The organism is Streptococcus sinensis, from assembly GCF_000767835.1.
Classification (GTDB): Bacteria; Bacillota; Bacilli; order Lactobacillales; family Streptococcaceae; genus Streptococcus; species Streptococcus sinensis.
Genome location: NZ_JPEN01000038.1, coordinates 1 through 12341 on the forward strand (window position 1 = coordinate 1; position 12341 = coordinate 12341).

A 12341-nucleotide genomic window follows, 5' to 3' on the forward strand; every position below is an offset into this window, starting at 1 on the left:
ATAAAAATAACACCCCAAATGTTAGATTTTTTCTGTCTAACTTTTGGGGTGCGGTTCAAAATCTCAGATTTTTTAATATTATAGTAACTTTTGGTGAGGTAGCTGATTGTCTTTTGCAAGGCTAAATCACGCATTTTCATTAGCCTAAGAGTTCGTTTTTGGCTCTCAAAAGCTTCGTTGCTGCAACTCTCATCTTCTTTCTCCATTGCCTCGACTATTGAGCAAGCTCGTGAGGCTGAGACTAGGAACAAAAATAGAATTTTTGTTCTGCCCCTTGCTTTTTTATGGTACAATAAAACAATAAGGAAGGTAGTAGGAACAGAACTCAAACTCTATTAGTAGAGCGCCCCACTCCTTTAGTTAGTTGAAAGAGGATTCCTATGATTCTTGAAGAATTTGACCAAAATCGCAAGGCTATCATTAATCCAGAGGACTTAATAGAGCCAATCGAAGGATTTCCGCAGACGGCAGTGTCCTGCTTTGCTCATGAGACCTTCGCCCGAATGTTGGCAGATTTTGATCATGAGTTGATTACGACGACTTCTATGGCGAATATTGAAATTCCTATTTATCGAGTTTTTGCGGATGGACGGGAGTTGGCCCTTTTCAATGCGCCGGTCGGTGCTCCAGCTTGCGTAGCTATTCTGGAAGACTTGATAGCTTTTGGGATGAAACAGTTGGTTCTCTTTGGGACTTGTGGAGTGCTGGACGAGGAGATTAGAGAAACATCCATCATTATCCCGACGGCGGCTTTGCGAGATGAGGGGACTAGCTATCATTATCAGCCGGCTAGCTCAGAGCTAGAAGTCAATGCTGGCTTACAGGATTTTCTGTTGAATTTTCTGGACCAGCGGGGGATTTCCCATAGCCTGGGCAAGGTCTGGACGACGGATGGCATTTATCGAGAGACAGCGGACAAGCTCCGCAAGCGAAAAGAAGCTGGGGCTGTCTGTGTGGACATGGAGTGCTCAGCTGTTGCAGCCCTAGCGGCCTTTCGCGGTATCAACATCTGCCACTTCTTTTATGCGGCAGATCATCTGTCTGAGGAGGCTTGGGATATGCGGAATTTAGCCAATCATACGGACTTAGACGAGAAAGACAAGGTGGCCAATCTGGCGATTCAAATCGCTTTGGCTTTATAAAAATGACTATGAAAAAACCAATTATCCAATTTCAAGATTTCACCTTTCAGTATCAGACCCAGTCTGATCCGACCTTAAAGAATATCAATCTGACCATCTATGAGGGCGAGAAGGTTCTTTTAATAGGCCCTTCAGGATCTGGGAAATCAACCCTAGGCCATTGTTTGAACGGCATTATTCCCAATATTTATAAGGGGCAGGCCAGTGGCCAGTTCTTGATTCAGGGGGAGCCAGCTTTTGACAGCAGTATTTATGATAAGTCAAATCTGGTCAGTACCGTTTTACAGGATACGGATGGTCAGTTTATCGGTCTCAGTGTGGCCGAAGATTTAGCTTTTGCGCTTGAAAATGATATGGTAGATCTACCAACCATGAAAAGTAAAGTGCATTCTTGGGCGGAAAAATTAGATTTATTGAGCTTGCTGGATCATCGGCCTCAGGACTTGTCCGGCGGTCAGAAGCAACGGGTCAGTCTGGCTGGCGTTCTAATTGATGAGAGTCCTATCCTGCTTTTTGATGAGCCTTTGGCCAATCTAGACCCCAAGTCTGGTCAGGATACTATTGATTTGATTGATCAGATTCATAAGGAAGCTGGAACCACGACGATCATCATCGAGCATCGCTTAGAGGATGTTCTTTACCGAGCAGTGGATCGGATTGTTCTGGTCAATAATGGACAAATCCTTTTTAATGGCAGTCCGGATGACTTGTTAAAAACGCAGCTCTTGGCGGAAAATGGTATCCGCGAGCCACTCTATATTACTACTTTACGTCAGCTGGGTTTTGATGTGGCTGGTGTTTCAAGCTTGTCAGATTTAGGAAATATGGATCTGTCGGGGCTCTCTGTCAGTCTGCCCTCGCTAACACTGGATTCCGACAGCCATCAGCAGCCTCTTTTGGAATTGGAGCACGTTTCCTTTGCTTACCAGAGTGGCAGACCCATTCTGCGGGATATCAATCTGACCATTCCCAAAGGTCAGCGGCTAGCTATTGTTGGCAAGAATGGAGCAGGAAAATCAACCCTAGCTAAGGCTCTCTGTTGCTTTATCAATACGGAGGGAGATTATCGCTGGCAGAGTCAAGATATCAAGGAAGATTCGATCAAGGAGCGGGCTGAGCGTATCGGCTATGTTCTGCAAAATCCTAATCAGATGATTTCGACGACCATGATTTTTGATGAAGTGGCTCTGGGGCTGCGACTGCGCGGCTTCTCTGAAGAAGAGATTCAAGAAAAAGTCTTTGCAGTTCTCAAAACCTGTGGTCTATATGAGTTTCGTAATTGGCCGATTTCTGCTCTTTCTTTTGGTCAAAAGAAGCGGGTGACTATTGCTTCAATCTTAGTGCTGAATCCAGAGATTATCCTTTTGGATGAGCCGACAGCTGGTCAGGATCAGCGAAATTATACGGAAATCATGAATTTCTTGGATGAGCTTCATCATCAGGGACACACCATTATCATGATTACTCATGATATGCAGCTTATGCTGGACTATTCTGATCGGGCCCTAGTTATCGTAGATGGCCAGATTTTGGCAGACAAAAGTCCGGCCGAGGTGCTGACAGATCAGGAGCTGATTAAACTTGCCAATCTTAAGGAAACCTCTATTTTTGCTTTAGCTGGGAAGCTAGGGGTTGATCCCTTGGCCTTGACAGAATATTATATGCAGCGAAAGGAGGAAATCCATGTTTAACCAGCAGAAATTGATTGGCTACCACACAGGTACAAGCTTTATTCACAGCTTATCTGGTGCCAGCAAACTTTTATTTTTCATTTTGGTATCAATAACTGCTATGATTAGTTATGATACGCGTTTTCTGCTTTTTGTTGCAGTGGCTTCTCTGGCCTTATTTAAATTATCTGGTATTCGGCTGAAGGATATTTCTTTTGTATTGGTGTTTGCCGGTAGCTTTGCCTTCTTAAATCTGAGCATGATTTATCTTTTTTCTCCGCAGTATGCAGTAGAAATCTACCAGAGTAAGAATGTGTTGTGGACGGGATTCGGAGCATATAATCTGACCAGTCAGGAGCTTTTTTACCTCTTTAATCTTTTGGTGAAATATTTTTGCACGATTCCTTTAGCCCTGATTTTCCTGATGACGACTCATCCTAGTCAGTTTGCTTCTAGTCTAAATCAGATTGGGGTGCCCTACAAGGTAGCTTATGCTGTCAGTTTGACTATGCGCTATATCCCAGATTTGCAGGAGGAATTTTACCTCATCAAGATGTCCCAAGAGGCACGTGGTTTGGAATTGTCAGCCAAAGCCAAGGTGAGCCAGCGAATCAAGGGCAATCTGCAAATTGTCATTCCCCTGATTTTCAGCTCATTGGAACGAATCAATACGATTGCTACAGCTATGGAATTGCGCCGCTTCGGTAAAAATAAAAAGCGGACTTGGTATACTCAGCAAGAATTCAGTAAGCTAGACAAGCTTGTTATCTTCTTGTCAGTGCTCCTATTAGGTATTGGCCTCGGTCTTTTCTTGGTCAATCAGAGTCGTTTCTATAATCCTTGGAGATAAGGAGACGAGAGGTTGCATTTGTGAATGAATGATTGCCTATAGAAGCTTTTAATTGCAAGTATAAAAAATCAGGCAATGATGGGCCTGATTTTGATTTATAGCGGTCTTTTATTTGGCATGCCGGCTTTGCGGGGGTATTTATTAGGCGTTTCTTTCTTCTTCTCAACCACTGTGATAAAGCGGGGGTCACCGTTGGGCAGGGCATAGCTGAGATTGTCTTGGACCTTGCTAAAAAGCAGACTCAAGGCATTTTTGGCTTCTTCCAGTTCCTCTGGGGCATTGGAAGCCTTGAGGGCCAGCAGCTTGCCACCCACTTTCAGGTAGGGAATGGTCAGCTCAGATAGGACCTGCATCCGAGCAACTGCACGGGCGGTGACTAGTTCAAATTGAGCCCGAAAGGCCTTGTCTTGCGCAAAATCTTCCGCACGTCCGTGGTAGAAGTGAACCTTGTCCAGCCCGAGCTCCTCTGCCAGCAGTTTGAGGAAGTTGATGCGTTTGTTGAGCGAGTCGATGATGGTCACATCCAACTGGGGGCAGATGATTTTCATAGGGAGGCTAGGAAAGCCTGCACCGGCTCCGATGTCCAGCAGCTTGAGCTCTTGATTATCAATGAGGCCTTGCAAAATGGGGGCAATTGAATCATAGAAATGCTTGAGATAGACTTCATTTTTTTCTGTGATAGCTGTCAGATTGATTTTTTCATTCCATTCGACCAAGAGTTCAAAATAACGTTCAAACTGGTCTTTCTGGCGGTCAGTCAGCTCAATTCCCTGCTGGGCCAAGAGCTGGTAAAATTCTTGCGGTGTCATAGTTTCATCCTTGTCTATCAGTATTCATCCTATTATATCATAAAAAAGAGACCCTGGCATTGTTGCCAAAGGGCCTCTTTTTCTATATGCCAATCTGATTTAGCTCCGCTAAGATCAGCTGGTGATGCTCAGCTTGACTAGTAGCTGGGTCAAACTGAATTTCTTTTTTAATCCTGCCATCTAAAATGAGCAGGACCTTGTCGGCATAGGTAGCTACGTTAGCATCGTGCGCCACCAGAAAAATACTTGCGCCCTTCTGATTGAAGCGCTGCATGAGCTCTATAGTTTGCTTCCCAGGCTGAGAGTTGAGAGCCCCTGTCGGCTCGTCAGTGAAAATAATTTGGGCTGGTTCATGAGAGTCGGTCTCTGTTGCTAGCTTCGCTAGGTATTTGTGGCAAGTGCGAGATTTTTAGTCGTTTGCACAAACTGATCGACAGCAGTCAGTAAACTAGTACTGAGCCGAGTCGCAGAAATCACTAAAGTCATGCTAAAAAATAAAAAGAGGGCAATAGCCAAGACACTGATTTTATTGGCTTTTATATCATTTTTGACTCATCTGAGAAACATATTCGAGCGCCTTTATTGCTGTTTGGCGGTAGAGAAATAGAGCACTAAAACTGATACAAATTCCTGCTAGGATAAGAAGGAGACCATACCCACGACTGCTTCCTACTCCGATGATAGAGCCGATAGAAGAAGCTAATGCCCCTTTAGGGAGTAGGAGCGGTTTGAAAAAGGTATCTGCTACCCAGCCCATGCTTGCATAAGCAATAACATAGCCAAACTGGGAGATGATTCCGATTGTCCCCCAGGCTTTCCCCTGTTCCCTCTTATCGATATTCAAACGAATTAAATAATCAATGGCCGTATTGGCAAAAGGAAGAGAAGAAAATAGGAGAAAACCAAAAGAGCAAATCCAGATTAAGTTTTCTTTACTTCCCATCCCAGCCATAAAGATACCCAGCAATCCCAATGAAAGGCTGAGGATTAAGTGAAAATGATTCTTTATAGCAAAGGTGCTTAAGAAAAGTCCGCCAAAGAGCATGCCACTGCTGGAAATAGCCATGATCCAACCGACTTCTTGGCTGGAAGCAAAACCTAAAATCATAGGAGAAAGCAAGATTTCAACGGTACCTAGAAAGAAGGAAAAAGCTGTTCCTAGCAGAACCAAGAGCCAAATCCCCTTTTTTTCATGGATGATTTGAAATCCCCGTTTGAATTCCCTCCAGAAAGAATGAGATGCACCCTTAAATGGATTTTTGATATGACGACGAGCGACTAGACTGCAAATGACAGTCACAAAAATTGTTGAAAAATCAATTAAGAGGATCTGACCAATATGGCCGTGAGCTAGAATCAGTCCAGCTAGGGTAGGAGAGATGAGATAACGGGCAATCCCGTTAATCTGTGATAGTCCAGTAGCTTTGGAAATTTGATCCTCAGACACTAGGTCAGAAATCGTAGCCCGAAAAGCTGGGCTAACTAAAGCTGAAAAGACAGAGCTGAGAGCAGCACCCAAACAAATGAGCGGTATGGAAGGCTGACTAGCTTGTAAACTAAAGTAAATCCAGAGCACTCCCAGACCAGATAGCCCATCCCCCAAAGCCATCAGGAGGCGACGGTCATAACGATCTGCTAGAATTCCGGCCCAAGGAGTCATTAAAAGCCCTGGCAAAAAAGCACAAAGGGTCACCAAGGCAGAAGAAGAGGCCTGGTCAGTCAGCTGGTAGATATAAATCCCCAAGGCAAAAGATGTCATACCTGTTCCAATTTCAGAAATAAAGGTTCCCAGCCATATCAGGAGATAGATTTTAAAGCCAGTGTTTTTCATAAGCAAACTCCTTTAGTGGATTAACTGTGTCAAAGGTCTGAAATATCCCTCTTTTGTCTGAAAAATTTTCTCTAACAAGTAGATAAAAGCCTGAACTTTTTGCTCTTGTTCCTGTCTATTTAAGGTCTGGAAAGATGTATTAAAAATTTGTAAGGAATAAGTCAACATCATTTCGATACTTTCGTAAGGGTAGGCAGTTTGCATTTCACCTGCTTGAATCGCTTCTTGCAGAAGGGGAGAGAGAATTTCAGGTGCCTTACTTAATAAGATTTGATTTGTTTTTTCATGCAAGAGAGCATTCTGGGGGGTATGTAAGTGGTCCAAAATCTCTTGTCCCTCTTCTTTCATATTTAAGGCAGCTAGGGCACCCATTAATCTTTCGAGAATTGAGAGTCCCTTCCTTTCCACCCATGTATGCATCTGCTCAAAAGAACGGCTAATCCAGCGCTCGATAATAGCATCCATGATTTCCTCTTTTGATGTGAAGTAGTAATAAAGGGTTCCGCGTGCAATCTGGGTTGCATCTAGGATTTGAGCAATTGAGGTTTGATCAAAGCCCTGTTCGACAAACATTTTTTCTGCTGTGTCTAAGATAAATTCTTTTTTATTAGCCATAATTCCTTCCTTTTTATTGGTAAAACTTTATTCGACCGACGGTCGGTTTTTTCTGATTTTATGATACATCTTTTTCAAATCCCTGTCAAGAATAAAGACAGTCTCACTATTTTTTGATATAATAAGTCTAATCCAAATTGAAGGAGTATATCATGACTTTTATTATTATTCTTATCGTTGTCGTATTTTTGGCTTTCTTTGTCATTGGCGCTTACAATACACTGGTCAAAAGCCGCATGCAGACTCAGGAAGCCTGGAGTCAGATTGATGTGCAGCTCAAACGCCGTAATGACCTGATTCCCAACCTTTTGGAAACGGTCAAAGGTTATGGCAAATACGAGCAGGCAACCTTGGAAAAGGTGACCCAGCTGCGCAACCAAGTAGCTTCAGCCACTTCACCAGCCCAAGCCATGCAAGCCAGCGATGCCCTTTCTCGCCAGATTTCTGGAATCTTTGCAGTAGCTGAAAGCTATCCAGATCTGAAAGCCAATACCAACTACCTGAAGTTACAGGAAGAGCTAACGAATACAGAAAATAAAATCGCTTATTCTCGTCAGCTTTATAATTCAGTTACCAGCAACTACAATGTGAAACTGGAAACCTTCCCAAGCAACATTATTGCGGGTATGTTTGGTTTTAAAGCTGCGGCTTTCTTACAGACGCCAGAAGAAGAAAAGGCTGTCCCAAAAGTTGATTTTGGCAGTACCGGGCTAGGTGACTAAGATGCTATTTGATCAAATTGCCAGCAATAAAAGGAGGACTTGGTTCCTCCTTATCGCCTTCTTTGGTCTCCTGGCCCTCATCGGGGCGGCTGTCGGCTATCTTTGGCTAGATTCTGCCTTTGGTGGACTGGTCCTTGCCTTTATCATTGGTGGCATTTACGCTATCAGTATGATTTTTCAGTCTACAGAGGTTGTCATGGCTATGAATGGTGCAAGGGAAGTTTCCGAACAGGAAGCCCCTGAGCTTTATCATGTTGTGCAGGATATGGCTATGGTGGCGCAGATTCCCATGCCTCGGGTCTATATTGTAGAAGATGCGTCGCCCAATGCTTTTGCGACTGGATCAAAGCCTGAGAATGCAGCAGTTGCTGCTACAACAGGCTTGCTTGCTATCATGAACCGAGAGGAGCTTGAAGGTGTCATGGGCCATGAGGTCAGTCATATTCGAAATTATGATATCCGCATTTCAACGATTGCGGTAGCTTTGGCTAGTGCCATTACTATGCTGTCTAGCCTAGCTGGTCGTATGATGTGGTTTGGCGGTGGTCGTCGGCGAAGCAATCGGGACAACGATAATGGTCTAGGGGTTATTCTGTTGATTGTGTCCTTATTGGCTGTGATTCTAGCGCCCCTTGCTGCGACTTTGGTGCAGCTGGCCATTTCCCGTCAGCGGGAATTTCTGGCAGATGCCTCTAGTGTGGAGTTGACTCGCAATCCCCAAGGGATGATCAATGCTCTGCTGAAACTGGAGCATAGTCAGCCTATGGAACATGACGTCGATGATGCCAGTGCGGCGCTCTACATCAATGACCCCAAAAAAGAAGGTGGGCTAAAGAAACTTTTCTATACGCACCCTCCTATTTCAGAGCGGGTAGAGCGATTGAGAAAGATGTGAGAAGGAAGCTTTGACTTCCTTCTTTTTTGTTATGAAATTGTAATAGTTCTGTGTTATTATCGAAACAAACCTATTCAGTTATAAAAGGAGTTTTCTAGTATAAGTGGAACAATAAAATCTAGCTCAATAGCAGCAGAGAATGCTATTAGTGAGCTGGTAGGATTTGATACCAGTGACAAGCAAAATTTGCAGGTAGACTTTAGCTATACATCTGATATTGCTGGTATGGAAAACGGTCGTCAGGCAAGTAACCAGATGCTACAAGCTGTTAGTGACTTTAGTGTAGCTGTCTTGGCTCAGGCGAATAAGTTTCCGGAAATTGCCTACAAGATTGAAAAACGCGATATCGAGCAAGCTCAAAGATGGAGTAGCTAAAAATTGCAGATATTAATGAAGAAAAACGTTCTGAACTTTGGCGAGAAATTGTCAAGATTGAGGATAAGGAAGAAAGAATGGTTGCAAAAGATGTAGAAACAAAAGATGTATTTAAAGTTCAAGCAGATTACAATCATAGTATACAGACAAACCAGATAAATCGTGTTGAAGAATTCTATACTGTGATGGGAAATGGGGATAAATCTAACGGTAAACTTATGGTTAAAACTCTTATTGAAAATAATACGATAGGAGGCAACTTCATTAAATATGGCTTTGACCTCAATATTTTTATTGGAAATCCTAACGACAAGGAAGAGGGTTGGAAACAAGACTTCCATGATTACTTAGATAGAGGAGATGAAAAAAATGTCGGGACTTAAAAAAATACTAATCATGATTGGTTCTGTAACGGTCTTAGTTGCTGGAATGAATTTTTATTTTCATGTTCAAAGCTACCAAGAACGTAGCCAACTAAAAGCTTCCTTTGAACAGAAGGACAACATAGCCGTCTTAGAACATTTAATGGCGTCAGAAAAGTATGCGTCTGACATCCGCAAAGCAGGCTATGTCGTTCCTCCCGATGGTGCTATTCGCTTGGATGGAGGAATTGAAGATATAGAGATAAAAGGAAGTTTAGACTTGAAAATTTCAAACCAAGGAAAGGATGAAGTCGCTGTTTTTTTTGAAACAACAGTAAATGAGGAAAAAATAGATGCCTACTATATTTTAGATAATCAATTAACCATAAAACGTAGATATTACTCGCATATTAATAATCAAAATATAAAAGAGAGAGTGACCATCCCTCAAGCCGAAGAAGAACGCCTATTAAAAATTATCCAAAAAGAGCTTGAGGACTTCATGGAAAAGATGTATCATACTTTGTATGATTGATTTTGAAAAGAATCTATAATAGATAAATATAAAAAGACTGAGAATTCTACTTCTCGGTCATTTTTTCAAAGGTTAATAGTAGGGCAAGGAAGCCGATTAGGCTAAAAATCAGCCAGGCACCAGCCATATTCCAGAGAGCTAGGCTGGTAAAGAGCATGGTTCCGAGAGGGATAGAGAAGCTAAAAAGCAGGCTGAGAAAGCTGGAAGTTTGAGCGAGGACATCTGATGAGAGCTTGCTAAGGAGCAGGCTATTGATTTTCGGATTGACCTTTCCAGCTATATACATCATAAAGAAAATAGCGATCATACCTAAAAATACAGGTAAACGAAAAAGATTAATCAAACCCAAAGTTAAGATAGCCAAGGTAGAGGCAAGAGCCAGATGATTGATGGAAAGTTTGCTGAAAAAGTCGTTAGGTGTCAATCCGGCAGAGACAACGCCCAGAATGAAAACAGTCTCAAAAATGAGCAGGGATTGGCTGAAAGAAAGGCCAAAAACAGGATGGTCCAGCAGATAAAGATTGTAGAGAGCCATGACGGAGTCACCTAAGGCATTGAGAATCAGGATTTGAGAGAGCAATTTTAGAAAACTGCTGGCTCCTTCTTGTTCAAAGATGATTTTAGAATTTTGATACAGTTCTCCAAGCTGGGTCTTGAGGGGGAGGGGACTCTGAGAAGATTGGACCGTTTCATGAGTCAGTCTATTGCGAACGATATATAAAATGGAAGAAGAAAGGAGAAAGGCTAGAGCATTTAAGAGAGCGACCAGTGCGAAGTTTTGATTGCTGGCAGCAAGTAGCCAGACACCCAGTGCCTGCCCGATTAGATTGCAGATAAAGGTAATCATCTGGGTGAAGGAGAAAGCCTCCATGAGATTTTCCTCTGCCACATTCTTTTTTAGAATGGGCATTTGCAAACCGCTGCGATAATCACTGATTACATCGGATAGGATATTCATCAGGCAAACCAGAGAAAAAGCAAGATAGCTGATTGACTTAGTCAGGAAAGCCACCAAGATGAACAGCAAGGCTTGAAGATAGCCAAAACGAATCAGCCAAGCAGATTTATGAACAGTTTTGTCTGCCTGTATTCCCACAAAAATCGTAAAGAGAGTCGGTACGAGAACGATTAGATTGGCGGTTGCTACGGCAAATTTTGGTTGAGGCATACTGGAGGCAAAGACCACAAAAACGATGTTGTAGATGGAGGCTCCCAGTGTGTTAAAAATCCGAGAAAGGCTCAGGGCAGCATAAACCCTATTTTTAAAAAATAATTTCATACGTGACTCCTTTTTGTTTTATCAGTCTTGATTATAGCAGAAAAAAATCACGCTTCAAGGGTTTTTCAGTAAGTGGTAAAACTTAGTAAGTTAAGTGGTAAGAATCTCAAATCGACTTACAGCCTCCTTATGAGCCTAGTATAAGATAAAAATAAAAAAGGAGATAAAAGTTAGATATTTTCAACGGATTTGTTTTCTCAGGAGTTTTTCAATGGCTAACTGGTAATAATCAGCGCTGTTTTGGCAGTCTAACAGATTTTGCTCGTTTTTCTCGCTTTTGGCCTGAAAACTGAAGGCAAATTCATAATATTTTCTAAAATAGCTAGTAATTTTGAGATAGCTATGTCGCTTTTCCCGTTTTCAAATCGGGAGAGCATTGATTTGGAATACACTTGCTCGGCTGCTTGGGATAAGGAGACGTGCCTAGCTTCTCTGAACTCTTTAAATATTTTTCCTAGCATTACCATAAAAATTCCCTCCAAATATTAGTAGTATTATAATAAAAAACGGTCGATTCTAGTTTTCAAGGGGGAATCATGATATAATAAAAGAGAAAATTTAAAGAACGAGGCACTTATGTTAAATATTCAAGAAATTCGGAAAAATCCCGATGGTCTGAAGTTTGAGCAAAATTTTGATTTGGCTCAGGAGTTACAAGGGCGCAACGCTGAGATTTTGGATGTTAAAAATGTTACGGCTAAAGGGAAAGCTCAGTATGAGGATGGACTTTACTTCCTTGATTATGAGCTGTCCTATACCATTACCCTAGCTTCCAGCCGCAGTATGGAGCCGGTTGACTTGCAGGAATCCTATCTGGTCAATGAAATTTTTGTGGATGGTCAGCGTGGAGGATCGCAGCAGGATTTGCTAGAGGAAGATCTGGTTTTACCTATTGAGGGAGATAGAATCGATCTGGCTGAGAGTGTGGCGGACAATATTCTGCTCAATATTCCGCTAAAAATCTTGACTCCAGAAGAAGAGGCAGGTAGTGAGATGCCGACAGGAAATGATTGGCAGGTCATGACAGAAGAGGAATATCAACAAAGCCAAAAAGAGAAAAAGGAAGTGAATAGTCCTTTTGCAGGGTTGCAGGGATTATTTGACGAGTAGGCCAGTTAGGAGTCTGGTTTAACTTGCGCTTGTAAAAATATGTAAGAGAGCTAGCTTTTTACTATAGCTGAAAACAGGCATGAAATTAGCTGTTTTTGTAGATTAAGAACGAACAGTAAATATTTTGAAATCCGTTACTTATTTGA

At 42.3% G+C, this 12341-nt stretch carries 14 protein-coding genes and 3 pseudogenes; 10 read left to right on the top strand and 7 right to left on the bottom strand.

Translation table 11 applies throughout. From position 1 onward, the window contains the following. Positions 1-206 (bottom strand): hypothetical protein (locus tag SSIN_RS10785; RefSeq protein ID WP_209325448.1); only part of this gene is annotated, 206 nt, incomplete at its 3' end. Between the two features lie 174 nt (positions 207-380). On the opposite strand from SSIN_RS10785, the gene SSIN_RS02305 reads away from it, so the two are divergent. The 4 genes and pseudogenes from SSIN_RS02305 (at position 381) to SSIN_RS02315 (ending at position 3662) form a co-directional block, all read left to right on the top strand. Next, positions 381-1142, top strand: a complete 762-nt coding sequence (locus SSIN_RS02305; RefSeq protein ID WP_037615261.1) for a nucleoside phosphorylase — start codon at positions 381-383, stop codon at positions 1140-1142. Between the two features lie 8 nt (positions 1143-1150). Further along, positions 1151-2002, top strand: a pseudogene (locus SSIN_RS11125) (ATP-binding cassette domain-containing protein); the annotation flags it as partial. A gap of 24 nt (positions 2003-2026) precedes the next feature. Continuing rightward, positions 2027-2833 (top strand): annotated as a pseudogene (locus tag SSIN_RS11130) (energy-coupling factor ABC transporter ATP-binding protein); the annotation flags it as partial. Further along, a complete protein-coding gene (locus SSIN_RS02315; RefSeq protein WP_037615265.1) occupies positions 2826-3662 on the top strand; it encodes an energy-coupling factor transporter transmembrane component T family protein in 837 nt (278 codons plus the stop codon). The pseudogene SSIN_RS11130 and the gene SSIN_RS02315, both read left to right, overlap by 8 nt. A 95-nt stretch (positions 3663-3757) precedes the next feature. On the opposite strand, the gene rsmG is transcribed toward SSIN_RS02315, so the two are convergent. The 4 genes and pseudogenes from rsmG to SSIN_RS02335 form a co-directional block, all read right to left on the bottom strand. Further along, positions 3758-4471 carry a 16S rRNA (guanine(527)-N(7))-methyltransferase RsmG gene (rsmG, locus tag SSIN_RS02320; RefSeq protein ID WP_037615267.1) on the bottom strand — a complete coding sequence of 238 codons (714 nt, stop codon included), beginning with the start codon at positions 4469-4471 and terminating at the stop codon, positions 3758-3760. 82 nt (positions 4472-4553) lie between these two features. Continuing rightward, positions 4554-4828, bottom strand: a pseudogene (locus SSIN_RS02325) (ABC transporter ATP-binding protein); the annotation flags it as partial. Positions 4829-5012: 184 nt separating this feature from the next. Next, positions 5013-6302 carry an MFS transporter gene (locus SSIN_RS02330; protein WP_037615270.1) on the bottom strand — a complete coding sequence of 430 codons (1290 nt, stop codon included), beginning with the start codon at positions 6300-6302 and terminating at the stop codon, positions 5013-5015. A 12-nt stretch (positions 6303-6314) separates the two neighbouring features. Beyond that, complete coding sequence (locus SSIN_RS02335) at positions 6315-6917, bottom strand: TetR/AcrR family transcriptional regulator (protein WP_037615271.1); 603 nt, start codon at positions 6915-6917, stop codon at positions 6315-6317. Positions 6918-7069: 152 nt separating this feature from the next. Here SSIN_RS02335 and SSIN_RS02340 point away from each other — a divergent pair, with 152 nt between their 5' ends. The 5 genes from SSIN_RS02340 to SSIN_RS02360 all read left to right on the top strand — a co-directional run bounded on the left by SSIN_RS02340 (position 7070) and on the right by SSIN_RS02360 (position 9806). Further along, positions 7070-7639 (top strand): LemA family protein, encoded by a 570-nt coding sequence (locus SSIN_RS02340; protein WP_037615272.1) that lies wholly within the window; start codon positions 7070-7072, stop codon positions 7637-7639. 1 nt (position 7640) lies between these two features. Beyond that, a complete protein-coding gene (htpX, locus tag SSIN_RS02345; RefSeq protein WP_037615274.1) occupies positions 7641-8534 on the top strand; it encodes a zinc metalloprotease HtpX in 894 nt (297 codons plus the stop codon). A gap of 99 nt (positions 8535-8633) precedes the next feature. After that, positions 8634-8909: a hypothetical protein gene (locus tag SSIN_RS02350; RefSeq protein WP_037615276.1), complete on the top strand. Its 276-nt coding sequence runs from the start codon at positions 8634-8636 to the stop codon at positions 8907-8909. 77 nt (positions 8910-8986) lie between these two features. Continuing rightward, the gene (locus SSIN_RS02355) at positions 8987-9292 is read left to right on the top strand and encodes a hypothetical protein (protein WP_037615278.1); all 306 of its coding nucleotides are present in this window, start codon (positions 8987-8989) and stop codon (positions 9290-9292) included. After that, entirely contained in the window at positions 9279-9806 is a 528-nt protein-coding gene (locus SSIN_RS02360) for a thiol-disulfide isomerase (protein WP_037615284.1), read from the top strand. The genes SSIN_RS02355 and SSIN_RS02360 overlap by 14 nt, the downstream gene beginning before the upstream one ends. Before the next feature lie 46 nt (positions 9807-9852). On the opposite strand, the gene SSIN_RS02365 is transcribed toward SSIN_RS02360, so the two are convergent. Both SSIN_RS02365 and SSIN_RS02370 read right to left on the bottom strand, forming a co-directional pair. Beyond that, entirely contained in the window at positions 9853-11085 is a 1233-nt protein-coding gene (locus SSIN_RS02365; RefSeq protein ID WP_037615288.1) for an MFS transporter, read from the bottom strand. Between the two features lie 248 nt (positions 11086-11333). Then, positions 11334-11552 carry a helix-turn-helix domain-containing protein gene (locus SSIN_RS02370; RefSeq protein ID WP_037615291.1) on the bottom strand — a complete coding sequence of 73 codons (219 nt, stop codon included), beginning with the start codon at positions 11550-11552 and terminating at the stop codon, positions 11334-11336. A 109-nt stretch (positions 11553-11661) separates the two neighbouring features. Here SSIN_RS02370 and SSIN_RS02375 point away from each other — a divergent pair, with 109 nt between their 5' ends. Further along, positions 11662-12195: a DUF177 domain-containing protein gene (locus SSIN_RS02375; protein ID WP_037615294.1), complete on the top strand. Its 534-nt coding sequence runs from the start codon at positions 11662-11664 to the stop codon at positions 12193-12195. Positions 12196-12341 lie beyond the last annotated feature (146 nt).